Annotated in this window: 21 protein-coding genes and 3 pseudogenes; 9 read left to right on the top strand and 15 right to left on the bottom strand. The window is 70.7% G+C overall.

Features of this window, described 5'->3' with window-relative positions; translation table 11 throughout:
* Positions 1 to 125 precede the first annotated feature (125 nt).
* From QRX60_RS06675 to QRX60_RS06665, 3 genes are all read left to right on the top strand, one after another.
* Positions 126 to 665 (top strand): hypothetical protein, encoded by a 540-nt coding sequence (locus QRX60_RS06675; RefSeq protein ID WP_285999924.1) that lies wholly within the window; start codon positions 126 to 128, stop codon positions 663 to 665.
* 82 nt (positions 666 to 747) lie between these two features.
* Positions 748 to 1401 carry a class F sortase gene (locus tag QRX60_RS06670; protein ID WP_285999923.1) on the top strand — a complete coding sequence of 218 codons (654 nt, stop codon included), beginning with the start codon at positions 748 to 750 and terminating at the stop codon, positions 1399 to 1401.
* 89 nt (positions 1402 to 1490) lie between these two features.
* Positions 1491 to 2294 (top strand): VOC family protein, encoded by an 804-nt coding sequence (locus QRX60_RS06665; RefSeq protein ID WP_285999922.1) that lies wholly within the window; start codon positions 1491 to 1493, stop codon positions 2292 to 2294.
* 81 nt (positions 2295 to 2375) lie between these two features.
* Here the strand turns inward: QRX60_RS06665 and glpK are convergent, their stop codons facing one another.
* Positions 2376 to 3890 (bottom strand): glycerol kinase GlpK, encoded by a 1515-nt coding sequence (gene glpK / locus QRX60_RS06660; RefSeq protein WP_285999921.1) that lies wholly within the window; start codon positions 3888 to 3890, stop codon positions 2376 to 2378.
* A 30-nt stretch (positions 3891 to 3920) separates the two neighbouring features.
* Positions 3921 to 4673 (bottom strand): MIP/aquaporin family protein, encoded by a 753-nt coding sequence (locus tag QRX60_RS06655; protein ID WP_285999920.1) that lies wholly within the window; start codon positions 4671 to 4673, stop codon positions 3921 to 3923.
* Positions 4674 to 4908: 235 nt separating this feature from the next.
* Between QRX60_RS06655 and QRX60_RS06650 the strand changes: the two genes are divergently transcribed.
* Entirely contained in the window at positions 4909 to 6648 is a 1740-nt protein-coding gene (locus QRX60_RS06650) for a glycerol-3-phosphate dehydrogenase/oxidase (RefSeq protein ID WP_285999919.1), read from the top strand.
* Positions 6649 to 6925: 277 nt separating this feature from the next.
* Here QRX60_RS06650 and QRX60_RS06645 read toward each other — a convergent pair whose 3' ends face one another.
* From QRX60_RS06645 to QRX60_RS06620, 6 genes and pseudogenes are all read right to left on the bottom strand, one after another.
* On the bottom strand, positions 6926 to 7456 hold the full coding sequence (locus QRX60_RS06645; RefSeq protein WP_285999918.1) for a GNAT family N-acetyltransferase: 531 nt from the start codon (positions 7454 to 7456) through the stop codon (positions 6926 to 6928).
* 146 nt (positions 7457 to 7602) lie between these two features.
* The gene (locus QRX60_RS06640; protein ID WP_332845850.1) at positions 7603 to 8757 is read right to left on the bottom strand and encodes a sensor histidine kinase; all 1155 of its coding nucleotides are present in this window, start codon (positions 8755 to 8757) and stop codon (positions 7603 to 7605) included.
* Positions 8758 to 8778: 21 nt separating this feature from the next.
* On the bottom strand, positions 8779 to 9168 hold the full coding sequence (locus QRX60_RS06635) for a DUF1707 SHOCT-like domain-containing protein (RefSeq protein ID WP_285999916.1): 390 nt from the start codon (positions 9166 to 9168) through the stop codon (positions 8779 to 8781).
* Positions 9169 to 9174: 6 nt separating this feature from the next.
* On the bottom strand, positions 9175 to 9720 hold the full coding sequence (locus QRX60_RS06630) for a DUF1707 SHOCT-like domain-containing protein (RefSeq protein WP_285999915.1): 546 nt from the start codon (positions 9718 to 9720) through the stop codon (positions 9175 to 9177).
* A 58-nt stretch (positions 9721 to 9778) separates the two neighbouring features.
* Positions 9779 to 11572 carry an acetyl/propionyl/methylcrotonyl-CoA carboxylase subunit alpha gene (locus tag QRX60_RS06625; protein ID WP_285999914.1) on the bottom strand — a complete coding sequence of 598 codons (1794 nt, stop codon included), beginning with the start codon at positions 11570 to 11572 and terminating at the stop codon, positions 9779 to 9781.
* A gap of 106 nt (positions 11573 to 11678) precedes the next feature.
* Positions 11679 to 11953 (bottom strand): annotated as a pseudogene (locus QRX60_RS06620) (SAV_915 family protein).
* A 130-nt stretch (positions 11954 to 12083) separates the two neighbouring features.
* Here QRX60_RS06620 and QRX60_RS06615 point away from each other — a divergent pair.
* On the top strand, positions 12084 to 12809 hold the full coding sequence (locus tag QRX60_RS06615; protein WP_285999913.1) for a hypothetical protein: 726 nt from the start codon (positions 12084 to 12086) through the stop codon (positions 12807 to 12809).
* A 63-nt stretch (positions 12810 to 12872) separates the two neighbouring features.
* Here QRX60_RS06615 and QRX60_RS06610 read toward each other — a convergent pair whose 3' ends face one another.
* Positions 12873 to 14225 (bottom strand): dicarboxylate/amino acid:cation symporter, encoded by a 1353-nt coding sequence (locus tag QRX60_RS06610; protein ID WP_285999912.1) that lies wholly within the window; start codon positions 14223 to 14225, stop codon positions 12873 to 12875.
* Between the two features lie 100 nt (positions 14226 to 14325).
* On the bottom strand, positions 14326 to 14955 hold the full coding sequence (locus QRX60_RS06605) for a Maf family protein (RefSeq protein ID WP_285999911.1): 630 nt from the start codon (positions 14953 to 14955) through the stop codon (positions 14326 to 14328).
* Positions 14956 to 15073: 118 nt separating this feature from the next.
* Between QRX60_RS06605 and QRX60_RS06600 the strand changes: the two are divergent.
* Positions 15074 to 16432 (top strand): annotated as a pseudogene (locus QRX60_RS06600) (glycoside hydrolase family 3 C-terminal domain-containing protein).
* A gap of 84 nt (positions 16433 to 16516) precedes the next feature.
* Here QRX60_RS06600 and QRX60_RS06595 read toward each other — a convergent pair.
* The 3 genes and pseudogenes from QRX60_RS06595 to QRX60_RS06585 all read right to left on the bottom strand — a co-directional run bounded on the left by QRX60_RS06595 (position 16517) and on the right by QRX60_RS06585 (position 20471).
* Positions 16517 to 18130 carry a DHA2 family efflux MFS transporter permease subunit gene (locus tag QRX60_RS06595; protein ID WP_285999910.1) on the bottom strand — a complete coding sequence of 538 codons (1614 nt, stop codon included), beginning with the start codon at positions 18128 to 18130 and terminating at the stop codon, positions 16517 to 16519.
* Positions 18111 to 18737 (bottom strand): PadR family transcriptional regulator, encoded by a 627-nt coding sequence (locus QRX60_RS06590; protein WP_285999909.1) that lies wholly within the window; start codon positions 18735 to 18737, stop codon positions 18111 to 18113. The genes QRX60_RS06595 and QRX60_RS06590 overlap by 20 nt, the downstream gene beginning before the upstream one ends.
* A 151-nt stretch (positions 18738 to 18888) precedes the next feature.
* Positions 18889 to 20471 (bottom strand): annotated as a pseudogene (locus tag QRX60_RS06585) (TROVE domain-containing protein).
* Positions 20472 to 20919: 448 nt separating this feature from the next.
* Between QRX60_RS06585 and QRX60_RS06580 the strand changes: the two are divergent.
* The 3 genes from QRX60_RS06580 (at position 20920) to QRX60_RS06570 (ending at position 23782) form a co-directional block, all read left to right on the top strand.
* On the top strand, positions 20920 to 21813 hold the full coding sequence (locus QRX60_RS06580; RefSeq protein ID WP_285999908.1) for an LLM class flavin-dependent oxidoreductase: 894 nt from the start codon (positions 20920 to 20922) through the stop codon (positions 21811 to 21813).
* Positions 21814 to 21822: 9 nt separating this feature from the next.
* Positions 21823 to 22275 (top strand): MarR family winged helix-turn-helix transcriptional regulator, encoded by a 453-nt coding sequence (locus QRX60_RS06575; RefSeq protein WP_285999907.1) that lies wholly within the window; start codon positions 21823 to 21825, stop codon positions 22273 to 22275.
* A gap of 121 nt (positions 22276 to 22396) precedes the next feature.
* Positions 22397 to 23782 (top strand): hypothetical protein, encoded by a 1386-nt coding sequence (locus QRX60_RS06570; protein ID WP_285999906.1) that lies wholly within the window; start codon positions 22397 to 22399, stop codon positions 23780 to 23782.
* On the opposite strand, the gene QRX60_RS06565 is transcribed toward QRX60_RS06570, so the two are convergent.
* Together QRX60_RS06565 and QRX60_RS06560 are read right to left on the bottom strand one after the other, a co-directional pair.
* Positions 23779 to 23994 (bottom strand): acyl-CoA carboxylase subunit epsilon, encoded by a 216-nt coding sequence (locus QRX60_RS06565; RefSeq protein WP_285999905.1) that lies wholly within the window; start codon positions 23992 to 23994, stop codon positions 23779 to 23781. The two genes, QRX60_RS06570 and QRX60_RS06565, sit on opposite strands and share 4 nt — an antisense overlap.
* A complete protein-coding gene (locus tag QRX60_RS06560) occupies positions 23991 to 25628 on the bottom strand; it encodes an acyl-CoA carboxylase subunit beta (RefSeq protein ID WP_285999904.1) in 1638 nt (545 codons plus the stop codon). The genes QRX60_RS06565 and QRX60_RS06560 overlap by 4 nt, the downstream gene beginning before the upstream one ends.
* Positions 25629 to 25678: the final 50 nt, after the last annotated feature.

The following is a 25678-nucleotide window of genomic DNA, read 5'->3' as shown; positions in this document are numbered from 1 at the left end:
AGTGCAACCTTCCGCAGGTGGAGACGTCTTGGGGTACACAAGCAAGCGGACGAAGCCGAGGCAGGGGGAACTGCGACCGGTGTCCGGGTATTGCTTTGTTCACCGATTCCACAGGGGAGAAAAGAATGAAGAAGACTGCGGTCGTCGCGGGCATCGCCACGGCTTTCCTCGTCCTCGCGCCCGGCGCGGCGCTCGCGAACACGTCGCCGACCACCGCGCCGCCGCCCACCACGGCGGGCCGGGTGGCGCTGCCCCTGTCCCTGTCGACGGCCAAGGCCCTGCCCGGCACGACGGTGAAGCTCGCCTTCGGCTGCCGGACCCAGCCGGGCGAGAAGCGCTACGTCCGGTCGGTGGCGCTGACCTTCGGCAAGCCTGGCACCTCCGACCAGTGGGTGACCGGCACCGTCAAGAACCTCAAGCCCGGCAAGTACGCCGTGACGCTGCACTGCGGCCCGGAGACCTCGACCGCGTCGCTCGAGGTGCTCCCGGCCGGGAACCCGGGCACCAAGCAGGTCACGAAGGTGCCGGCGGGCGCGCCGCAGACCGGCGGCCCGGACGGCCCGGCCGGCGGCTCGGGCACGCCGCTCGAGGCCGCGGCGGCCATGGGCGTTCTCGCGGTCGGCGGCAGCGGTCTCGTGCTCGCCCGGCGGGCCCGGCGCCGCTGAGCGGGCCAGGGGGTAGCGTCCGGGCGGCCCACCGATCGGGCCGCCCGGACGGGTAGCCCGCAGGAAGGCGCGAGGGGGGAGCATGACCACCAGGATCACGAGCAGACGGGGCTACCTGATCGCGCTGGTCGTGGCGCTGCCGGCCGCACTGGTGGTGCTGGCGCTGACGCTCGGCGGCGGGCCCGAGCCGCCGGCCGCGCAGCCGCCGCCCGCCCGGCCGGTCGCGGTGAACCCGCAACCGACGGCCGGTGGTCGGGCCGCCGACGCCGTCGCCGCGCTGCCCAAGTCCGACCCGGTCTCGATCGACATCCCGAAGATCGGCGCGCACTCGTCGCTGGTCCCGCTGGGCGTCAACGCGGACAACACGATCCAGGTGCCGCCGGTGACCACGCCGCTGCAGGCGGGCTGGTACACCTACGCGCCGACGCCGGGCGAGGTCGGCCCGGCCATTGTTCTCGGGCACGTCGACGGCAACCACCAGAAGGGCATCTTCTACCGGCTCAAGGAGCTGGCCGCGGGCGACCGCGTCTCGATCGCGCGCAAGGACGGGACGACAGCCCTGTTCGAGGTGACGAAGGTGCACCAGGTGCCGAAGCAGGACTTCGAGAAGGAAGGCGTGTACGACGACACCGCCGGTCCTGAGCTGCGGCTGATCACCTGCGGCGGTGTCTTCGACCGGAGCGCGCACAACTACGTCGACAACATCGTCGTCTACGCCCGGCTCGTCGGCCACTGAGAGTCCTTCGGCCCTGGTTTTGTCGGTGGTGGGTGCCAGACTGTGTCGGCCGTCACCCGAGGCGGCGCGGACGAGGGTTGGGAGTGGAGATGTTGTTCCGGGACGAGCGGTGGCCTGACGGCACGCCCAGCTGGGTGGACCTGATGGTGCCCGACCAGGCGAAAGCGGTGGCCTTCTACAGCGGGCTGTTCGGCTGGGACGTGCAGACGGGCGGTGAGGAAACCGGCTTCTACGGCATGGCGGAGCTGAGCGGCCGCCCGGTCGCCGGGATCGGCCAGACACCGCCGGGGCAGGACATACCTCCGGTGTGGACGACCTACCTGTCGGTGTCCGACGTGGACAAGACGGCCGCGGCGATCACCGAGGCGGGCGGGCAGATCGTCGTGCCGGTGATGGAAGTGATGAAGGAAGGCCGGATGGCGGTGGCAGCCGACCCGGCGGGCGCGGTCTTCGGGCTGTGGGAGCCGGGCAACCACCTGGGCACGCAGGTCACGGCGGCGCCGGGGACGCTGGCGTGGAACGAGTGCATGAGCCGCGACTACCCGGCGGCCAAGGCGTTCTACGAGCAGGTGTTCGGCTACGGGTTCCAGGACCTGTCGAACGACGACTTCACGTACGCGGCACTGCTGCTCGACGGCCGCCCGGTCGGCGGGCTCGGCGCCCTGCCCGATTCGGTGCCGGCGGAGGTGCCGTCGCACTGGTCGACGTACTTCTCGGTGGCGGACGCCGACGAGAGCGCGGCCAAGGTGGTGGAGCTGGGCGGCCAGGCGCTGGACCAGCCGTTCGACTCACCCTACGGGCGGCAGGTGCGGGTGATGGACGACCAGGGCGTGCCGTTCCTGGTCATCGCGCCCAACGAGCAGTCCGGGAAACCGGAGGGCTGGGACAACTGAAGGCCGGCGCGGGGGTGGGGAAGCCGTAGGGGAATGCGGCTGCGGCCGGAGGCGCCGGACGACGCCCCCGGCCCCGGCCGGTCAGTCGTCTTCGGAAACCCAGTCGAAGGTCTTCGTCACGGCCTTCTTCCAGTTGCGGTACTCGGATTCGCGGCGGGCCTCGTCCATCGACGGGTCCCACTGCTTGTCCTTCGCCCAGTTGTTCCGGATGTCGTCCTCGGACTTCCAGAACCCGACCGCCAGCCCGGCGGCGTACGCGGCACCCAGCGCGGTGGTCTCGGCGACCACCGGGCGGATCACCGGCACGCCGAGGATGTCGGCCTGGAACTGCATGAGCAGCTCGTTGACGACCATGCCGCCGTCCACCTTGAGCGACTTCAGCGGGACACCGGAGTCGGCGTTCATCGCGTCGATCACCTCGCGGGACTGGAACGCCGTCGCCTCCAGGACCGCGCGAGCCAGGTGGCCCTTGTTGACGAACCGGGTGAGCCCGACGATCGCGCCGCGGGCGTCGGACCGCCAGTAAGGAGCGAACAGACCCGAGAACGCCGGGACGAAGTACGCGCCGCCGTTGTCCTCGACGCTGCGCGCGTGCTCTTCGATCTCGGCCGCGGTCGAGATCATGCCGAGGTTGTCGCGCAGCCACTGCACCAGCGAACCGGTCACCGCGATGGAGCCTTCCAGCGCGTAGATCGTGTCGTTCGAGCCGATCTTGTAGCAGACCGTGGTGAGCAGCCCGTTCTGCGACATCACCTTTTCGGTGCCGGTGTTGAGCAGCATGAAGTTGCCGGTGCCGTAGGTGTTCTTGGCCTCGCCGGGGGAAAGGCAGGCCTGGCCGAACGTCGCGGCCTGCTGGTCGCCCAGGATGCCCGCGATCGGCACGCCGGCCAGCGCGCCCTTCTCGCGGACCTTGCCGTACTCCTCGGACGAGGAGCGGATCTCCGGCAGCATCGAAAGGGGGATGCCCATCTCACCGGCGATCTCGGCGTCCCACTGCAGGGTGTCGAGGTCCATCAGCATGGTGCGCGACGCGTTGGTCGGGTCGGTGACGTGCACGCCGCCGTCGGCGCCGCCGGTCATGTTCCACAGCACCCAGGTGTCCATGTTGCCGAAGATCAGGTCGCCGGCTTCGGCCTTCTCGCGCGCGCCTTCGACGTTGTCGAGGATCCACTTGACCTTCGGCCCGGAGAAGTACGTCGCGAGCGGCAGGCCGACCTTCTCGCGGTAGCGCTCCTGGCCGCCGCCGAGGTTGCCGAGCTCGGTGACGATCTTGTCGGTGCGGGTGTCCTGCCAGACGATCGCGTTGTACACCGGCTTGCCGGTCGTCTTGTCCCAGACCAGCGCGGTTTCGCGCTGGTTGGTGATTCCGACGGCGGCGATGTCGGACGCGGTCAGGTCGGCCTTGGCCAGTGCGCCCGCGGCGACCCGGCGCGTGTTCTCCCAGATCTCCTCGGCGTTGTGCTCGACCCAGCCGGCCTTCGGGAAGATCTGCTCGTGCTCGCGCTGGTCGACCGAGACCACGCGGCCTTCGTGGTTGAAGATCATGCACCGGGTCGACGTGGTGCCCTGGTCGATCGCGGCTACGTACGAAGTCATGTGTGCTCCAGGAATCCGGTAGGTGGGCGATCAGGTCAGGTTGTGCACGCCGAGGTAGAGCAGCGCGGCCAGGGCGCCACCGGCCAGCGGGCCGACGACCGGGATCCACGAGTAGCCCCAGTTGGCGTTGGCCTTGTTCTTGATCGGCAGCAGGAACGCGTACGCGATGCGCGGGCCGAGGTCACGGGCCGGGTTGATGGCGTAGCCCGTCGGCCCGCCGAGCGAGGTACCGATCACGAGGACGACGAACGAGACGCCCGCGTACCCCAGCGCGGAGTTGCCGAAGCTCGGGGTGCCTCCTGGCGAGTACGGGCCTGCGATTGGGCTGAACAGAATCCAGGCGACCAGGACGAAGGTGCCGATGATCTCGGTGACGAGGTTCCACACGGTGTTCGGGATTTGAGGTGCGGTGGAGAAGATGCCGAGCGTGTTCTCGGGCTCGGGGTGATCGTCGAACTGCAGCTTGTACGCGGCCCAGCAGAGCACCGCGCCGATGATCGCGCCGGCCATCTGCCCGATGAAGTAGAACGGCACGTCAGCCCACTTGGTGCCACCTGCGATGGCTGACCCGAGGGTGACGGCGGGGTTGAGGTGCGCCTTGCTGGGCGCGGCGATGCTGGCGCCGGTGAAGACGGCGAACGCCCAGCCGAAGTTGATGAACAGGAACCCGGCGTTGTGGCCGTTGTTCTTACGGAGCACGTGGTTCGCGACCACACCGTTGCCGAGCAGGATCAGCGCGGCCGTTCCCAGTAGTTCCCAGACGATTATTGCCCCAGCACTCACCGCTGCACCTCCACACTGGACACTCTGCGCAGGGTCGATCACGGCGTGCCACGGCACCGTTGCCGACCCACGTCCGCGCGACGTTACCGGGGCGTAGAACCGGATTCCAAGCACCGGGTAGCGGAATCTTTTCAAGATCGCGGAGGGTTACGCCACACGTGTCATCCGTGGACGGGCGGAGGATCACCAGGTCGTGCGATGCTGGAAGCCTCGCCAGCACGAGAAGGAGTGTCACGTGGCCAGTGCGCAGCACGCAGCGGAGACCAACCCGGCTCGACTGGGCCCGGCCAAGCGGGAACAGACCTGGCAGCGGCTCGGCAACGAGACCTTCGACGTGGTCATCATCGGCGGCGGCGTGGTCGGCGCGGGCACGGCGCTGGACGCCGCCACGCGCGGGCTGCGGGTCGCGCTGGTCGAAGCCCGCGACCTCGCTTCGGGGACGTCGAGCCGGTCGAGCAAGCTCTTCCACGGCGGCCTGCGCTACCTGGAACAGCTCGAGTTCGGCCTGGTCCGGGAGGCGCTGCGCGAACGCGAGCTGATGCTGACGACCCTCGCGCCGCACCTGGTCAAGCCGGTCAGCTTCCTCTACCCGCTGACGCGCCGCGTGTGGGAGCGGCCGTACACCGCCGCCGGCCTGCTGATGTACGACACGATGGGCGGCGCCCGCAGCGTCCCGGGCCAGAAGCACCTGACCCGCGCGGGTGCGCTGCGGATGGTGCCGGCGCTCAAGCGGTCCGCGCTGATCGGCGGGATCCGCTACTACGACGCGCAGTCCGACGACGCCCGCCACACGATGACGGTGGCGCGGACGGCGGCGCACTACGGCGCGGTCGTGCGGACGTCGACCCAGGTCGTCGGGTTCCTGCGCGAGGCCGACCGGGTGTCCGGCGTGCGCGTGCGCGACGTCGAGGACGGGCGCGAGACGGAGATCTCGGCGGCCGCGGTGATCAACTGCACCGGCGTGTGGACCGACGAGCTGCAGCGGCTCTCCGGCGGCCGCGGGCGGTTCCGCGTGCGTGCCAGCAAGGGCGTGCACATCGTCGTGCCGCGCGACCGGATCGTCTCGGAGTCGGGGATGATCCTGCGCACCGAGAAGTCGGTGCTGTTCGTGATCCCGTGGCGCAACCACTGGATCGTGGGGACCACGGACACGGACTGGAACCTGGACCTCGCGCACCCGGCGGCGACGAAGCACGACATCGACTACCTCCTCGAGCACGTCAACAGCGTCCTGGCGACCCCGCTGACGCACGACGACATCGAAGGCGTGTACGCGGGCCTTCGCCCGTTGCTGGCGGGGGAGAGCGAAGAGACGTCGAAGCTTTCGCGCGAGCACGCGGTGGCGCGGGTGGCGCCGGGCCTGGTCGCGATCGCGGGCGGCAAGTACACGACGTACCGGGTGATGGCGGCGGACGCCGTCGACGCGGCGGCGGTGGACCTGCCGGGCCGCTCGCAGCCGTCGATCACGGACAAGGTCCCGCTGCTGGGCGCGGACGGCTACCACGCGCTGGTCAACCAGGCCGACCACCTGGCCGCCGAGCACGGCCTGCACCCCTACCGGGTTCGGCACCTGCTGGACCGTTACGGGTCGCTGGTCAACGAGGTCCTGGCCTCGGCGAACGGCCGCCCGGAGCTGCTGAAGCCGATCGAGCACGCCCCGGACTACCTCGGCGTCGAGGTGGTGTACGCGGCTTCGCACGAGGGGGCGCTGCACCTGGAGGACGTCCTGGCCCGCCGGACGCGCATCTCGATCGAGTACGCGCACCGCGGGGTGGACTGCGCGGAGCAGGTGGCAACACTGGTGGGTGAAGTCCTCGGCTGGTCACCCGAAACGGTGAAGCGGGAGATCGAGGTCTACAACGCCCGGGTGGAGGCGGAGAGGGAGTCCCAAAGTCAGCCGAGCGACGAGGCAGCGGACGCGTTGCGGTCGGCGGCCCCGGAAGCCCGGGCGGGCATCACGGAGCCGGCGAGCTGAGAGGCGTGTCCACAGCCAGGCAAGGTTGTGGACAGCCGACGCCGGACGCCCGCTTACGGACCGGATTCGTCCGGGGGCGCCGATAGACTGGCCTCGGGGCCGCCCCCCTGGGAGGGCGGGGGCTTGTCAAGGCCGTGCGTGGCCGGCGGGCCCGCTGCGGCGACGGTTGCCCGAACGTCTTGAATGACTCATACCTGTCGCCGGATGAGGTGAATGGGTCATTCAAGACACCAAGGCCGCACGACCAGGCAGCCACCCACCACCCAGCCGGGCCTCGTCAGGCCGTGCGGTGCCAGCGGATCAGGCGCTCGCCGGTCGGGGCGGGGTCGGCTTCCGGGCCGACCAGCGTGAACCCGCAGCGCTCCGCCACGATCGCCGATGCCTTGTTGCTCTCCTCGTAGCGGTAGCTCACCTCGGTCAGCCCCAGGCCGCCGAAGCCGAAGCGCAAGGCCGCGTTCAACGCCGTCGTCGCGATGCCCTTGCCCCGCTCGGCCTGGTGGACCCAGACCGTCGCCTCCGCGTACGCCGCGTCGAGGTTCAGCTCGCGCAGGCCCACCTCGCCCAGCAGCCGGCCCGACGTCGGCTCCGCGATCGCCCACGAGCAGCGCTCGTCGCCCGCCCACTGGGCCGCCCGCAGCGCCACGTACTCCGTTGCCTCGTCGAGGGTGCGCAGGCGGTAGTTCAGCACGTACTTGCGATGCGTCGGATCGGCGAACGCCTCCATGAGCAGCGGCCGGTCGTCGATGTGCCGGTCGGCGCGCAGCTGGCGCAGGTAGTAGGTGCCCGCGTTGATCTCCACCGGTTCCACTCCGCCCAGCCTAGCCAGGCCGGGAGCACGCCGCCCCCGGACCGGCGATCAAGGCCGCTTCACGGCGTCGGGCGCCAGATCAACGGCAGGACCGTCGGTTTCCACGAGAGCCGCGGGGTGCCGGTTGCCCGGTGAACGGAGCGATCTCAGAGTGCCGGCACCTGGGCGCTGACGGCCGTGCCGCCGCCCGGTGCGCTCTCGATCGACAGCGTTCCCGCCACCCGCCGGACGCGCTGCCGCATCGCCTCCAGGCCGAACCCCGTGCCGTCGCCCCGGTCGCCGGGGCGGAAGCCGACGCCGTCGTCGACGACGTCGAGCAGCACCAGGTCGTCCGCATAGGACAGTGTCACTCCGATGCGCGACGCCTTGGCGTGCTTTTCCGCGTTCGCCAGTGCCTCTTGGGTGACGCGGTACAGCGTCTCCTCCAGATCGGGCAGCAGGGGGCGCGCGTCTCCGGTCGTCTCCACCCGGACCGCGACCCCGGACGTCTCGGAGACCCGCCGGGCCAGCCGGGAAAGCGCTTCCGGCAGCTGGGCTTCGAGCAGCGGCTCCGGCCGCAGCGCCTGCACCGCGCGACGTGCTTCGCCGAGACTTTCGCGGGCGAGCGTCTTCGCCTGCTCCACCCGCCGGTCCCGGTCGGGGCCGTCGGCGGCCTGCAGCTGCGTGACGATCCCGGTCAGGCCCTGGGCGAGCGTGTCGTGGATTTCGCGGGCCATCCGCTGCCGTTCGCCGAGCACGCCGGCTTCGCGTGCGTGGGCGACGAGCTGCGCGTGCAGCTCCGCGTTCTCCTCGAGCGCGGCCTCCAGCCGGACGTTCGCCTTCCGCCGCTGCTCGCTCTCGGCGCCGACGAACCACGCGGCGTACAGCAGCGGGCCGGCCATCGACAGGACCAGCACCCAGGTCGGGCTGCGCGAGTCCGAGTCGGCGGCCAGCAGCGGCAGCGTCGCCGTCGCGGCCACCGCGAAGAACCCCCACCGCGCCGGGAAGAGCACGAAAGCGAGCGGGTAGCCGAAGGACGCGAAGCCCATGAACGTGTCCTCGCGCGCCACCAGCACGGTCGCGGCCGCGAGCACGCCGGCGTAGTAGCCGGCGGCCAGCCACGGGTGCGCCCGCCGGTGCGGGAACAACGGGATCAGGAGCGGCACCCACACGGCGGCGGCCACGACGACGACCAGCGTGATGCCCCGGACGCCGGGCCCCCACACCACGCACGCGGCGAGCCCGGCCAGGCCGACGCCGGTGAAGACCGGCCCGGCCAGCCGCTCGCCTCGGGCGTCCAGCGCGCCCGGAACCACGCCCATCACGGGGTGATTCTCGCAGGCTCAGCGTCGACGGCGGGCCCCCGCGAGCATCGCGACGACCAGCGGCAGCGCGACCGAGATGATCAGCAGCCTGCCGCGGGACAGGATGAGCACCACGATCGCGAGGACGATCGCGATCGGGACAGCGCTGCGGGTCAGGAAGAGCGCCAGCGGGCCTTCGCCGGACATGACCGGGACCTGGGGCGCGGTGGCCCCGTTGAGCAGTGCGCTCGGGCGCGGCGAGGGCAGGTCGTCGAACAGGGGCACGAGGTCGCTCACCCGCTTGGCCGCGGTGACCTTCGCGGAGCGGGTGCCGTACTCGTCGATGTCGAGGCGCCCGGAACGGACGTGCTCTTCGAGGACGTCCAGGGCGTCCTGGCGTTCGGCGTCGCTCAGCCGCATGTCGCCCACGGTGGGTCAGCGGTCCAGGCCGCGCCGGTGGTCGCGGAACGAGTCGCGTAGCTCGCGCCGCCGCTCCCGGTCGCGCAGGTGCCGCTCGCGGCGGTCGTGGTGGTGGTCGTGGTGCCCGCCGTGGCCCCACATCGACCGGCCGAAGATGCTCAGCCCGATCGGGACGAGGATCAGCGTTCCGTGCACGACGCCGGTGGCGATCAACGCGATCGCTGCGATCCAGACCAGCGGGAGGAACGCGGCGACGAACCGCTGCGGGCCGGTCCAGCCTTCGGGCGAACCCGGGTGCCGCGGTGCCGGTGCGGCCTCCCGGGCCGGCTCGGGCGCCGCGACGGCCTGCGGGCCGTCGTCGTAGCGGGGGTGCGGCGCGGGCAGGTCCGCGAAGATCTCGACGAGCTCGCCGCGCGTCTTCGCCGCGGTAATCCGCGCCGAGCGCTCGCCGTACTCGTCGATGTCGATCCGCCCCGCGCTCATGTGCTCACCGAGCGCGGACAGCGCGGACTCGCGGTTCTGGTCGCTGATCCGCAGCTGCGGAGACGGGACTTCGGTCACGTAGTCGATGGTAGGCCGCCACCGGGGCGGCCCACCACGACATCTGTAACGAACGGCCCTACTTGATCTCGAGAAGCTGCGTGCCCTGCGTCACGGCGGCGCCGACCTCGACCGAAAGACCGGTGATCGTGCCCGCTTTGTGTGCGGTGACCGGGTTCTCCATCTTCATCGCCTCGAGGACGACGATCAGCTCACCGGCTTCGACCGCCTGGCCCTCTTCGACGGCGACCTTGACGATGGTGCCCTGCATCGGCGCGGTGACGGCGTCGCCGCTCACCGCGGCCTTGCCGCCGCCGGCCCGCTTGCGCGGCTTCGCCTTGATGGCCGTGCCGCCCCCGGCGCCGCCTTCGAGCGCGAACCCGCCCGGCAGCGACACCTCCAGGCGCCGTCCGCCGACCTCGACGACGACGTTGTGCCGCGGCTCTTCTTCGGCGGCCTCGACGTCCGGCGCCACGAACGGCTCGATCTTGTTGTCGAACTCCGTCTCGATCCAGCGAGTGTGCACGCTGAAGCCGTTCTCGTCGCCGATGAACGCGGGGTCGTTCACGATCACGCGGTCGAACGGCAGCACCGTCGCCATGCCCTCGACGACCATCTCGTCGAGCGCGCGGCGGCTGCGTTCGAGCGCGTTTTCCCGGTCGGACCCGGTGACGATCAGCTTCGCCAGCATCGAGTCGAACTGGCCGCCGATCACGCTGCCGGACTCGACGCCGGAGTCGACGCGCACACCGGGGCCGCTCGGCGCGACGAACTTCGTCACCGTGCCCGGCGCGGGCAGGAAGCCGCGGCCGGCGTCCTCGCCGTTGATGCGGAACTCGATCGAGTGGCCGCGCGGTTCGGGGTCCTCGGTGATCCGCAGCTTCTCGCCGCGCGCGATGCGGAACATCTCGCGGACGAGGTCGAGGCCGGTGGTCTCCTCCGAGACCGGGTGCTCGACCTGCAGCCGCGTGTTGACCTCGAGGAAGGAGATGGTGCCGTCGGTGGCGACGAGGTACTCGACCGTGCCGGCGCCGTAGTAGCCGGCTTCCTTGCAGATCGCCTTCGCCGACTCGTGGATGCGCTTGCGCTGCTCGTCGCTCAGGAACGGCGCGGGCGCCTCCTCGACGAGCTTCTGGTGCCGGCGCTGCAGCGAGCAGTCGCGGGTGCCGACGACGATCGCGTTGCCGTGCATGTCGGCCAGCACCTGCGCCTCGACGTGGCGCGGCTTGTCCAGGTACCGCTCGACGAAGCACTCGCCGCGGCCGAAAGCGGCAACCGCTTCGCGCGTCGCCGACTCGAACAGCTCAGGGATCTCTTCGCGGGTGCGCGCGACCTTCAGGCCGCGGCCGCCGCCGCCGAACGCGGCCTTGATGGCGACCGGCAGGCCGTGCTCGTCGGCGAACGCGACGATCTCGTCGGCGTCCTTGGCCGGCTCCTTCGTGCCCGGCACCAGCGGTGCGCCCGCGCGCATGGCGATGTGGCGGGCGGTGACCTTGTCACCGAGGTCGCGGATGGCCTGCGGGCTCGGCCCGATCCAGGTCAGCCCGGCGTCGAGCACGGCCTGGGCGAAGTCCGCGTTCTCGGAGAGGAAGCCGTAGCCCGGGTGGACCGAGTCGGCGCCCGCGCGCTTGGCGGCGTCGAGCAGCTTGTCGAAGTTGAGGTAGCTCTCGGCCGCCGTGGTGCCGCCGAGTGCGAAGGCCTCGTCGGCCAGGCGCACGTGCGGTGCGTCGCGGTCCGGATCGGCGTACACCGCGACGCTGGTCAGTCCAGCGTCCTTGGCGGCTCTGATCACGCGTACCGCGATCTCGCCCCGGTTGGCGACCAGGATCTTGGTCACCGGACCACCGGTGGATTCGCCGACCTGCTCGGCCACCCCGCACCTCCTGCGTCCCGACAGCTGCATTGCTGACCGCTTTCGCGGTACGGGGAAGTCTACGGATATGGCGTCGGGAGTCCCTTGAGTGAGAGCTGAACCACGCTCAGACGTGGTGGCGCAGCTCCTGGGGCAGCGGCGAGTCCAGCACGATGACGTCGTACGGGTTCGCCGCGTGCACCTTCGGCAGGTGCTCGGTGTTCACCAGCACCCACGGCTGGTGCTCGCCGCAGCAGTCGATCAGCCGGTCGAGCGCGGTGAACGCGACCAGGGCGGTGCGACCGTCCGGCGTGCGGCGCAGCTCGATCGACGCGCCTTCGGTCTCGGCGCTGGCCGGCCCGGTCGGCAGGTAGAGGGCGGGGGAAGGTTCGGGTTGGTCACCCGGACAACATAGACGGACACGTTCCGCTAGGCCGGGTTGCCTCGGAAGGGTGCACGGCCGGGGGATTTCAGCCACACCCCGCCGGGCCGCTGCCCACACACAGTCGCGACGCGGCTTACGCTCTGTCTCATGCGGACTTCGGCGGCGCGGACGCCTCGGTCGGCGCTGCTCACCGCGGTGCTGGCCGCGGTGGTGACCGTCGGCGCGATCGCCGTGGTGTTCCTGCTCCGGCCGCGGCCGGAGGCGCCCGCCGACGTGGCGGAGCCCGCGGCCGCCCCGGTGTCCCCGGTGGTGACCTGCGGCGGCGGCCCGTGCCGCCAGCTCGCGGCGATGACGGTCGGCGGGACGCCGGTGGTGCTGCTCGCCGACGCGGCGGGTGGTTCGGCGCGGGTGCGCGTCGGGCCGGAGCCGGGCACGGTGTTCGAGCTGTCGATCGCCCAGCTCGGCGTGCGGCTGGACCAGAACTCGCTGCGCTGCATCGACGGCGCGGCGCCGACGTGCCTGGTCCGCGGCGACGTCGGCGACCGGGGGACCGCGGCCTACGGCGAGCTGCTGGTCGCGAGCGGGGGAGTGTGGCGCGCGCCGGGCAAGCCGTATTTCGCGGACGCGGGGACGCTGTCGCTCTACGACGTCACGGCCGACGGCCGCCCGGACGTGATCGTGGTCCGCCACGACTGCCACGGCGCGGAGCCGGGCACGTCCCAGTGCGACGCGGCGCCGGTGCTGGGCCAGGTGTACGACCTGACGGGCAAGTCGGTGGGCTGCACGCGCCGGTACACGGCACCTTCGGACCTGCGCGGCTGGCCGGACATCCGCTTGACCCGCGCCGACCTCCGCACCTGCCCTGGCTCCTGAAAAGCCGTGAAGGCCTCCTTCCCGGCTCTAAAGGCCCGGAAGGAGGCCTTCACGGCCTTCGGGTCAGGCGGGGGCCGGGGCGGTGTGGCGGGCCTCGGTGCCCTCGTCGCTGTGCTGCGGGTTGTCCGTCGGCGCGTCGAGGACCTCGTCGTCGAGGAGGCCTTCGCCGCGGGCCACGACCACCGGGACCACGATCTGGCCGGCCACGTTCGTCGCCGTGCGCATCATGTCCATGATCGGGTTGACCGAGTAGATCAGCGCCAGGCCGAGCGCGACCTGCTTGGCGTCGAGGCCGATGAACGACGTCGTCAGCGTGAACGCCGTCAGCCAGCCCGTGGTGCCGGCCGTCGCCAGTGCGCCGACCACCGCGACCACCACGATGCCCGCGTACTGCCAGAAGTTCAGCGACACCCCGGCCAGGTTGGCGACGAAGATCGCCGCGATCGCCGGGAAGACCGCCGCGCAGCCGTCCATCTTCGTCGCGCTGCCGAGCGGGGTCGCGAAGGCCGCGTACGCCGGCTGGACGCCGAGGTTCACCGCGGACTGGCGGGTCAGCGGCAGCGTCGCGGCCGAGGACTGCGAGGCGAACGCGAACTGGATCGCCGTGCCCGCCTTCGCGAAGAACTTCAGCGGGCTGACCTTCGCCACGAACCGCAGCAGGATCGGGTAGACGACGAACAGCACGAGCAGGCAGCCGACGTACACCGCGAGCGTGGTGGAGAACAGCGGGCGGAACAGCGCGTCGCCGTAGTTGGAGACCGCCGCGCCGATCAGGCCGATGATGCCGATCGGGGCCAGCCGGACGATCCAGCCGAGGTAGCGCTGGATGATTTCGAAGACGCTCGTCGTGAAGTCCACGAACGGCTTCGCCTTGTCACCCAGGCTGTACGCGGCCGCGCCGATGACCAGCGCGAGGAACAGCACCTGCAGCGTCTCGCCGTCGGCAAACGCTTTCACGAAGTTCTCCGGCAGAAGCCCGTTCACGAACGCGCTCCACGAGCCCCAGTGGTCGACGCTGGCGGCGGCCTTGCCCGCGTTCTTGGCGGTCGCCGTGACGCCGCCGAGCCCGCCCGAACCGGGGTCGAAGATCCGGCCGACCGCGATGCCGATCAGCGAGGCGATGAACGACGTGATGGCGAACCACATGACGGTCTTGCCGCCGAGGCGCGCGGCGGTGCGGCCGCCGCCGAGCTTCCGGAGGCTGTTGATGCCGACCACGATCGCCGTGAAGACCAGCGGGATCACCGCGATCTGCAGCAGCGTGGTGAAGATGGTGCCGATCTGGTCGAGGAGATCGGTCAGCCAGCCGGCCTCGGTCTGCCGCGCGACGACGCCGAGCAGGGCGCCGACGACGAGCGAGCCGAGAACCGCGGCCGCGAACACCCGCGGCCTGGTGTAGGTCCGTAAAAAAGACACGGGGCGACTCCGGTGCTCGAAAGTTTCCTGTTTTGCCTCGTCAGGAGAACGTCAGGCAAGGAAGGACTCTTCCGGATCACCCGCTGGTGTGGCGCTCTTCTCAGGATCCGGGACGTCGCCAGAGATCTACGACACTCACGCCGACCTCGGCGAGCAGTCGGCGCGTCAGCGGCAGGCTGATGCCGATGACGCTCGTGTGGCCGCCGTCGAGCCCGTCGACGAACCAGCTGCCCAGGCCGTCGATCGTGAAGCCGCCGGCCACGTGCAGCGGCTCGCCGGTCGCGACGTAGGCGTCGATCTCCTCCGCGCTCGGTGTGCCGAACCGGACGCTCGTGGACTCCCAGCCGCTGGTCTCCTTGGCGCGCGTCCCGCCGTCGAGCCGGACGACCGCGTGGCCGGTGAGGAGTTCACCGGATGTGCCCGCCATCGCGGCCCAGCGCTGCCGCGCGATGTCCGGGCTGGCCGGCTTGCCGACCATCTGCCCGCCGATGTTCAGCATCGAGTCGCAGGCGACGACGACGGCGTCCGGGTGGGCCGCGGCGACCTGGTCGAGGACCGCTTCGGCCTTGGCTGTGGCGAGGGCCGCGACGAGTTCGGGCGGCGACGGGTCGGTCAGCGACGCGGCGACGGCGTCCTCGTCGACACCGGAGACGAACACGGCCGGATCGAGGCCCGCGGAGCGCAGGAGGGCGAGCCGGGCGGGGGACTGGGAGGCGAGGACGAACTGCACAGGGCGAACGTACCCGGACGCTCGCCGTAACCGAATTGTGACCGGCGTCATGCGGCGGGAGAGCTAGTTTGTTGTGGCTCGCAACATATGGGTCGATTGATCGTTTTCGGAGGGAACAATGCCGCTCCTCCGCGCCGAGAGATCACTGCGTGCCGCTGTCTTCGCCCCTCTCCTCCTGGCCGGCACCGCGCTGGTGCCGGTGGCTTCCGCGGCCACGACGCCGCGCTACAAGAACCCGCACGCCCCGAGGCCGCCACGCCCGCCCGGTCCGCGACCGCCCGGCTCGGCTCCCTCCTCTCCGGCGGCGGCTCGACGCCGACCCCGAACACGCCGGCTCGGCGCCGCGAACGCCCCGCGGCCGGTCGAGAAGATCGGCGCGGTCACTGCGAACGAAGCCGCCGCCACCGGCGTGAAGTGGGGCTTCGCGCCGTGCCTGTGCGTCGCCCGCGACGACCGCTGGGGTCGCACGTACGAGTCCTTCGGCGAGATCCCGCGCAACGCCGTCGAGAACTCCGTGGTCATCGAGGGCCTGCCGGGCCGCGACCTCGCCGACCGCACGTCGATCATGGCCACCGCCCAGCACTTCATCGGCGACGGCGGCACGACCGGCGGTGTCGACCAGGGCACCACGCAGATCAGCCTCACCGAGCTGCGGCGCATCCACCTGCCGCCGTTCCGCGCCGCGGTCGCCCACGGCGGCAAGTTCCTCGTCACGGACCTGCTGAAGGGACACGTCCCGATGGTGGGCATCGACGACGCCGACCGGCGGATCCTCACGGAGAAGTTCCAGCTCGGCCTGTTCGAGCACCCGTACCCGGATCGCTCGCTGCAGAAGGACTTCGGCGGCGCGGCACACCGCGCCGTGGCACGGCAGGCGGTGCGCGAGTCGCAGGTGCTGCTGAAGAACACCGGGGTCCTGCCGCCGGCCAAGAAGAACAACAAGATCTTCGTGGCCGGGAAGAACGCGAACGACATGGGCAACCAGGCGGGTGGCTGGACGCTGACCTGGCAGGGCCGGAGTGGCGAGCGGTCATCCCTGGCACGACGATCCTCGACGGCATCCGCTCCGGTGCCGGGAAGGGCACGGAGGTGACGTATGACCGTGCGGGTGACGGAATCGACGCCGGTTTCAAGGTCGCAGTCGCCGTGGTGGGCGAAACGCCGTACGCCGAAGGGCAGGGCGACCGGCCGAACGGACTCGGCCTCGACGCCGAGGACCTCGCCCTCATCGGCAAGCTGAAGGCCCCTGGTCGTGGTGACGGTTTCCGGGCGGCCACTGGACATCCCGGGGTTTGCTGCCCGGCTGCCGGGATCCGAAGGGGCCGGGGTCGCGGACGTGCTGTACGGCGACTACAGCCCGACCGGGCGGTTGAGCTTCAGCTGGCCGAAGAGTTCTTCGCAGGAACCGATCAACGTGGGTGACGGGCAGCAGGCCTTGTTCCCGTACGGGTACGGCCTGTCCCACCGGCGGCACTGACCCGCGGCAGACCACCGCTCCCGCGGTGCGTGCAGGCCTCCGCTCCGGTCCCGACACCCGGAGCGGAGGCCTCCACGTCCGTGCTCAGGCCGCGGCGGCCTCGGGAGCCGGTGCGGGCGCCTGCCAGCTCGGCTGCACCCGCCGCAGCACGGCGGCCGAGAGCACGCCGAGCAGCAGCACCGCCATCGGCAGCAGCATCGTCACGCGGGCGGCGTCGGTGAGTCCACTGTGGACGGCGTCGGTGGCCAGCTTCCCCGCCTGCGCGGCGACCTCGGCGGGCAGGCCCGGCATCGGCGACGACCCGCCGGCCGACCCGAACTCACCGGTGCTCGCCGCGGCTTTCGCGATACCTTCCGCGAACGGCGCCCGGTACTGCTCCGGCAGCTGCGCGGCCGCCTTCGTGGCCTCGTCCGCGATGGACGAGCTGACCTGCGCCTGCAGCAGCACGCCGATCGCCGCGGACCCGAGGACGCCCCCGACCTGACGGGAAGTGTTGAAGATCCCCGAAGCCGTCCCGGCCAGCCGGGGTTCCACCGACCCCATCGTCATGTTGCTCATCGGCGAGAAGATGCAGCCGATCCCGAGCCCGCACACCAGCAGCGCCGGGATGAAACTCCACGGACTGCTGGTCGGCGACGCCTGCAGCGCGATGATGCCCAGCCCCGCCGCCAGTGCCGTCAGCCCGAACATCACCAGGTACTTGCCGTTCACCTTGTCCGACAGGTGCCCGACGAACGGCGCCACGATCCCCGACAGCAGCGACATCGGCGCGGTCAGCAGGCCCGCCATCGTCGGGCTGAGCCCGAGCACCGACTGGATGTAGATCACCAGCGGCAGGAACATGCCGGTCATCGCGAAGCCGACGGTCGTCGCCGTGAGCGTGCCCGCCGAGAAGTTGCGGTTCGAGAACACCTTCAGCGGCAGCAGCGGCTCGCGCTTGTTGACCCGCTGCCACACCACGAACGCGATCAGCAGCAGCACGCCGGCGCCGATGATCTCGAACACCGTGATCCCGCCCCAGGCGGCGCCCCAGTCGTACTGCTGGCCGTTCTGGACGCCGAACACGATGCAGAGCAGCGCCAAGCTCGACAGCACGATGCCGAGCACGTCGAACGAGTGCGAGTGCTTCGGCTGCCAGTCCGGTACCAGCAGCAGCGTCATGACGATGGCGATCACGCCGATCGGCACGTTGACGTAGAAGATCCACTCCCAGCCGAGGTGGTCGACCAGCACACCGCCGAGCAGCGGGCCGGCGATCGTCGCCAGGCCGGCGACGCCGCCCCACATGCCCATCGCCGGGCCGCGCTTGGCGGGCGGGAACAGGTGCGTGATGAACGCCAGCGTCTGCGGCGTCATCAGCGCGGCGCCGAGGCCCTGCACGGCGCGCGCGGCGATCAGCATCTCGACGTTGCCGGACAGGCCGCACCACAGCGACGCGCCGGTGAACACGACCAGCCCGGCGAGGAACACGCGCTTCGGGCCGAAGCGGTCACCGAGGCGGCTGGTGAACAGCATCGGCACGGCGTAGGTGAGCAGGTAGACGCTGATCACCCAGACGACCGAGTTCAGCCCGGCGTTCAGCTCGCGCAGCATGGTCGGGATCGCGATCGACACGATCGTCGTGTCGAGCAGGATCATGAAGAAGCCGAGGCACAGCGCGCCCAGCGCGGCCCACGGGTTAGCTTGTCTTGCGTTCATCGTCGTCTTCCTCGGTGATGAGCGTGAGCTTCGGTTGGTCGCTGTCCTGGAACGGGATCCGCCCGGACTTCAGGTCTTCGTGCAGGCGCACGGTCCACTCGAGCTCGAACTTCCGCTGGTCGCACTTGTACTGCCAGTCGAGCCAGTAGATGGGCGGCGTCCGGTCCTCGGCGAGGCGCTCCAGCACGGCCTGGTCGGCCGCGACGCCGGCGCGCAGCCGCGTGATCCGGTGTTCGAGCTCGAGCAGCGACGTCTCCTTGCCGAGCTCGTCGATCACGGCGAGCCCGGACAGGTACGCGGGGAACTCGTCGGCGAGGTCGCCCAGCAGCTCGCGGCCACGCTGGTTGAACTCGTCGAGGCCGGCCTGGGTCATGCCGTAGACGGTCCGTTCGGGCCGCCTGCCGTCGCGCTGCGTGTCGACGACCTCGATGAAACCGTTGCGCTGGAGGCGTTCCACGGTGTGGTAGAGCGACCCGGCCTTCACGTTGACGCGGGTGCTGACGTACCGCTCGCGCATCAGCGAGGCCATCTCGTACGGGTGCATGGGCTTCTCGTGGAGCAGCTCCAGCACGGCGAGGCCGAGTGGGGTCAGCTTGGCCGAGGCCATGATCGTTAGTCCCTTCGGATGACTCCAGGTCGTTTATTCCACGTGGACTATACGGCGCAGACTAGCGGCCGGTCCACGGTCAATCCGGTGACGGTCCGTGCACAGCGTGAAGGCCCCCATGATCCCGTCATGGGGGCCTCCGCGGCTTCTCTCAGAACGGCCAGTCGGCGTTCCTGCCCGCCTCGAGCAGGGGAATCATCCGGAACGCCTGGTCGGTCAGGCCGCCGAACGTGTGCCGGTGCGCGGTGCCGGACGGCGCGTGGCCGTACCGGTAACCGGCCAGGTTCCCCGTGTACAGCGGCACGTGCGCGGGCAGCGCCTGCCCGACGTCGTCGTAGCCGGCCTGCTCGTCGGTGAGGATGACGACGCGGTCGTGCTTCGCGAAGTGCCTCCGCACCGCGCCGGCCGTGTTCGTGCCGCCGCCGAGGAAGAACCCGCCGGACTTCCAGCGCTCGACGTCGCTCAGCAGCGACCCGCCCGGACGCAGCGCGAACGTCTTGGTGCGCGTGCCGCCCACCAGGCGGTCCGAGAACGACACGACGTCGGCGTCGGCGCACCGGCGACCCAGCGCGAGCCCGAAGACCGCGGCGGCGTCCCAGCGCAGCAGGGTGCCGTCGCGGCTGAAGCCCGTGTTCATCGACGTCGAGGTGTCGACGAGCACGAGCGTCCGGCCGGGCAGCCGAGGCACGTTCGCCAGCGAGTGCGCGATCGCCTGCTCCAGCGCCCACGCCCAGCGCAGCGACGGCGCCGCGCGGTAGGCCGAGAGGAACCGCATCGGCAGCTGCCGCGACTTCGCGACCTGCGCCGGGTCGGCGAGCCGCGCGGCGACGCGCTGCGCGACCTCGTCCGAGACGCCGGTCTCGTCGAAGTTCCGCAAGTTCCGCAAGAGCGCCATGTAGCCCATGGACGGGATCAGCGCCTCCCAGACGCGCGCGTCCAGGGGCCCTGCAGCCAGCCGGCGACCGACTCCCACGTCATGCCCGCCGCGCGCAGGACGTCCGCCGCGTCCGGCTGCCCGAACAGCGCACGCCGGCGCGGCCCGTCCCACGCCGCCAGCTCGGCGCGGGCGCGCAGCACCCGGAGCGCGTCCGGCAGCGGGTTCCCGCGGTCGTGCCGCTCGTCGAGGACGTGCTTGAACAGCTCGGCCTGGGCGGAGTCGCGGTTCGCCGGGTGCGTCAGCTCGAGGACGTCGGCGAAGCGGAACGCCCGCGCCGCCGAGTCCCACTTGACGTAGGAGCGCTCGTCGTAGAGCTTCCGCGCCGCGTCGGCCACGCCGCGCTTGACCGGCTTCGGGATGTTCTTGCCGTGCACGGAAGTCCAGTACGCGAGCAGCTCGCCGGGCTCGTCGGCCCGCTGCAGGACGTCGGCGACGACCTGGCGGCCGAGCCCGTCGAGCCCGGCGTCGCGCCGCGCCTTGGCGAACTCGGCCGCGCCGACGAGCGACGCGGTGCGCAGGTTCGCCTCGGTCCGCAGCCAGCGCAGGAACCGAGCCGTCCACTGTGGATCCTCGAGGGTCGCGGCGTGGACGAGCTCGGCGTAGCGGGTGTCGCGCGCGCCGGCCGGCTCGTAGAAGGTGTGCTCGCCGACCATGTTCGTGACGGCGAGCAGGAAGAGCTCGGACCGGGCGTCGCGCGCGTAACCGGCGCCGCCCTCGTGGGTGACGGCGGACGGCGTGGCCTCGCCGCGGACCGGTGAGGTCGCGGCGGGCGCGCGGGCGGTGGTGAACCTGCTCATTTCTCCCCCTCGTGATGGGGGAGCCGCGGCCACGGCGATGCCCGAGATCGAAGTCGGTGAAGGTACGTTTGCTGCTCTGCCGGGCTGAGCTACCGGACCGGAAGTGGTCCGGGAGGGATTCGAACCCCCGACCTGCCCATTACAAGGAAGTAACCCTCGCCTGCGCACCGGGCATCGGTGTGGCCGCGGCTCCCGAGATCTTTCCCGCACCGGGAGTGCGTTGGTGTGCCCGAGATCGAAGTGGTGAAGGTTTTCGGGATTCGAACCCAAGGGATACCGGAGGAGTAACCCTCACCGCCGCACCGGGCGAGAACTACGTTAGCCGCGGCGCCGCCCGGAGGGAACCGAATATCCGCCGGGCACTTCGGCGGCGTGGCGGACCAGTATTAGTTCGTGCTAAGAACTATGTGTAGTCGGTTCGTAACACGAACTAATACTGGGAGGAATCATGACCCACTTCGGCATCGGCGTGTCCACGGCGGTCGCGGCCGTTCCGGGCACCCTGGAGCTCGCCGTCCAGGCCGACCGCGCCGGGCTCGACCTGCTCACCGTGTCCGATCACCCCTACCACGCCGACCGGCTCGACGCGTACGCCGAAATCGGTGTCCTGCTAGGGCGCACCGAACGGATCTCCGGCCTGGTCAGCGTCACCAACCTGCCGACGCGCCCGGCGTCGATGCTCGCCCGGACCGTCACCTCGCTGTCCGCGCTGACCGGTGGCCGGATCGTGCTCGGGATGGGCGTCGGCGGGCTCTGGGGCGACATCGCGCGGCTCGGGTTCACCAAGCTCACCCTGGGGCAGGCCGTCCGCGCCTTCGAGGAGGGCATCCGGCTGGTCAAACTGCTCGGCGGGGGCGGCGGGCCCGTCACCTTCGACGGCGAGTTCTACCAGGTCACGAACCTGGACCCGGCCGAAGAAGCGATGCCGCCGGTGTGGACCGGCTCGGTCGGGCCGAAGTCCCTGGCCGTCACCGGGCGCGTGGCCGACGGCTGGATGCCCGGCCACGCCGCCGACTGGCTCAGCGAGCGCTACCGCACCTCCCGCCCGCTGATCGACGAGGCCGCGGCCGAAGCCGGTCGCGATCCCGCTGACATCGCCACCGTCTACAACTTCCCCGGCCGCATCACGGCCGAGCCGCTGCGGAACACCCGCACCGACGACGGACGCTGGATCGGCGGCTCCCCGGACCAGTGGATCGAGGAGCTGACCGGCGCGGTGCTGGAGCACGACGCCGCCGGGTTCGTGCTGTTCGGGCCGGGTGGCACCACCCCCGACCCGGGTTCCGCCGCGCGCTGGGCCGAGGAGATCGTGCCCGCCGTGCGGGAAGCCGTCGCGAAGTAGGCTGGCGCGATGGGGAAACGCGGGGAGGACCTCGGCGTGGTGGCGGGGCTCGTGCGGGCGTCGTTCCTGGTGAACGCTGTCTACGCCGAGTCCGCCCGCGAGTACGGGCTGACCGTGCAACAGGGGCAGCTGCTGTGCGTGCTGATGGCGCAGCCGTACGGGATGGGGGAGCTGGGCGCGACGCTCGGCCTCGAGAAGTCCAGCTTGACGGGCCTCGTCGACCGCGCGGTCCGGCGCGGGCTCGTGCGCCGCGAGCCCGACCCGGACGACCGGCGGGCGGTGCGCGTGGTGCTGACGGAGGAAGGCCGCGACCTCGCGGAGGAGTTCTACGCGGCGACGTGCCGGCGCGTGGACGAGCTGGCGGCCGGCCTGCCCGCCCCGGACCGCGACCGGCTCGCGGCGCTGCTGGGCCGGGTGGTTCGGGACAACGAGGTTCCGACGGTGTTCCTGGACGTGGTCTGAACCCGACTTTCGTCGGGCCGTGGCGGAGGTACGTTGCCGGAAGTTCACCGGCCGGTCCCGTACCCCGTCGTTTCCACTCGTCACAGTGATGTCGCCCAGGTCCCCTTCGCCGAGGAGCACCATGAAGCGCCTCATCCCCGTCGCCGTCGCCGCGCTCGCCGCGGGCCTGCTCGCCGCCGCCCCCGCGCACGCCGCCGCCGTCCACCGCGTTCTCTTCGACAACACCAAGGCCGAGACCGCCGGCAACGCCGACTGGATCGTCGGCACCTCCCAGCCCGACCCGACGGCGCAGAACTCCGCGCCGCAGAAGGAAACCGACTGGACCGGCGCACTTTCGGCGTGGGGTGTCGCGCTGCAGAAGACCGGGCAGTACAGCCTGAAGACGCTGCCGGCGGGCAACACCATCACCTACGGCACCGGCAGTGCCCTGGACCTGCAGAACTTCGACGAGTTCGTGCTGCCCGAACCGAACGTCGTGCTCAGCGCGTCCGAAAAGGCCGCCGTCATGCGGTTCGTCCAGAACGGCGGCGGGCTGTTCCTCATTTCCGACCACACCGGCAGCGACCGCAACAACGACGGCTGGGACTCCCCGGAGATCATCAACGACCTGATGACGAACAACGGCGTCGACAACACCGACCCGTTCGGCTTCTCGGTCGACCTGAAGAACATCTCCAGCGACCACCCGGTGGCCATCAGCGACTCGACGAACCCCGTGCTCAACGGCGCTTTCGGCACGGTGAAGCACAGCCTGATCGCCAACGGCACGACGTTCACCCTCAAGCCGGCCGACAACGCCTCGGTCAAGGGCCTCGCGTACCTGAGCACGTCGTCACCGGGGAACTCCAACGCTTTCTTCGTGACCAGCACGTTCGGTTCCGGCCGCGTCGCGATCTGGGGCGACAGCTCGACGATCGACGACGGCACCGGCCAGTCCGGCAACACGCTCTACAACGGCTGGACGGACTCGACGGCCGACAACGCGGCGCTCGGCCTGAACGCGACGGCGTGGCTCGCGGGCAGCGGCACCACCACCCCGCCGCCGAGCGGGTGCACCGCCGGGCAGTTGCTCGCCAACCCGGGCTTCGAGTCGGGGGCCACGGCGTGGACGGCGTCGGCGAGCGTGATCGGCCAGCACGGCACCGACGAGCCGGCCCGCACCGGGACGTGGAGCGCCTGGCTCGACGGCTACGGCTCGGCCCACACCGACACCGTCAGCCAGACCGTGACGCTGCCGAGCGGGTGTTCGGCCTACACGTTCACGTTCTGGCTGCACATCGACACGGCGGAGACGGGCACGACCGCGTACGACAAGCTGACGGTCAAGGCGGGCAGCACGACGTTGGCGACGTACAGCAACCTGAACGCGGCCGGCGGGTATCAGCAGCGAAGCTTCTCGTTGTCCGCGTACGCGGGCCAGTCCGTGACGCTCAGCTTCAGCGGCGTAGAGGGCTCACAGTTGCAGACGTCTTTCGTCGTCGACGACACCGCCGTCACCGTGAGCTAGCTGGGGAAACCCGAAGCGCGCCAAGCACCTTCGCCGGGGTGGAGCGGCTTACGCAGCGAAGCGGCGTGATCGCCCCACCACGACGTACGCGGTTTCGGCTTCTTCGGCGCCTTCGCGGCCGACGCCGCGGCGACGACCGCCGTCAGCGCCGCCAGTTCGGCGTCGCTCGGGTTTCCGCGGACCACCCTCAGCAGGGGCTTTTCTTCGCTCACAGCGGGATGTTCCCGTGCTTCTTGGGCGGCAGCGACTCGCGCTTGTTGCGCAGCAGCGACAGCGCCCGCGCGACGTGCCCGCGGGTGTGCGCCGGCACGATCACCGAGTCGACGTAGCCGCGCTCGGCCGCCGCGTACGGGTTCAGCAGCGTGTCCTCGTACTCCTGGATCAGCTCGGCGCGCAGGGCGTCGACGTCCTTGCCCTCGTTGGCCGCGTTCGCCAGCGTCTTGCGGTGGACGATGTTCGCCGCGCCCTGGGCGCCCATCACCGCGACCTGCGCGGTCGGCCAGGCGAGGTTGATGTCGGCGCCGAGGTGCTTGGAGCCCATGACGTCGTACGCGCCGCCGTACGCCTTGCGCGTGATGATCGTGACCAGGGGAACCGTGGCCTCCGCGTAGGCGAAGATCAGCTTCGCGCCGCGGCGGATGATGCCGTTCCACTCCTGGTCGGTGCCCGGGAGGAAGCCCGGGACGTCGACGAAGGTGAGCACCGGGATGTTGAAGGCGTCGCAGGTGCGGACGAACCGCGCGGCCTTCTCGGACGCGTCGATGTCGAGGCAGCCCGCGAACTGCGTCGGCTGGTTGGCGACGACGCCGACGCTCTGGCCGTCGACGCGGCCGAAGCCGACGATGATGTTCGGCGCGAACAGCTCGTGGACCTCGAGGAACTCGCCGTCGTCGACGACGCGGTTGATGACCTCGTGCATGTCGTAGGGCGTGTTCGGCGAGTCCGGGATGAGTGTGTCGAGCTCACGGTCGGAATCGGTGACGTCGTCGAAGAAGCCGGCGGGCGCGTCCGACGGCTCGAACACCGGCGCGTCCGACAGGTTGTTCTGCGGCAGGTAGGAGAGCAGTTCCTTGACGTAGGCGATGGCGTCTTCGTCGTCGTTGCCGAGGTAGTGCGCGACGCCGGACTTCGTGTTGTGGGTGCGGCCGCCGCCGAGCTCCTCGAAGGTGACGTCCTCGCCGGTGACCGTCTTGACGACGTCCGGGCCGGTGATGAACATCTGCGAGGTCTCGTCGACCATCACGACGAAGTCGGTCAGCGCGGGGGAGTAGACGTGGCCGCCCGCGTTCGCGCCCATGATCAGCGAGATCTGCGGGATGACGCCGGACGCCTGCACGTTGCGGCGGAAGATCTCGCCGTAGAGCCCGAGCGAGACGACGCCTTCCTGGATGCGCGCGCCACCGCCCTCGTTGATGCCGACGATCGGGCGGCCGGTCTTGATCGCCAGGTCCATGACCTTGACGATCTTCTCGCCGTACACCTCGCCGAGGCTGCCGCCGAAGATCGTCACGTCCTGGCTGAACACGCACACCGGGCGGCCGTCGACGGTGCCGTAGCCGGTGACGACGCCGTCGCCGTAGGGGCGGTTCTTCTCCTGGCCGAAGTTGGTCGAGCGGTGCCGGGCGAGCTCGTCGAGCTCGACGAACGAGTTCTCGTCGAGCAGCAGCTCGATCCGCTCGCGCGCGGTCTTCTTGCCCTTGGCGTGCTGCTTCTCCACCGCGCGGGCCGAGCCCGCGTGCACCGCCTCGTCGTAGCGGCGATACAGGTCGGCCAGCTTGCCGGCCGTGGTGTGGATGTCCGGTTCGTCCTCGGGCGGCGTCCCGAGCGGCTCCGTCGCACTGCTCATTCCCGGGAGCTTAACTACTTGTCGGTCACTTCGCGTGTGGCGTAGGCAAC

The sequence above is a fragment of the Amycolatopsis mongoliensis genome (assembly GCF_030285665.1).
Taxonomy (GTDB): domain Bacteria; phylum Actinomycetota; class Actinomycetes; order Mycobacteriales; family Pseudonocardiaceae; genus Amycolatopsis; species Amycolatopsis mongoliensis.
The sequence above is the reverse complement of the archived record's forward strand: the minus strand, read 5'-3'. Positions and strand labels throughout refer to the sequence as shown.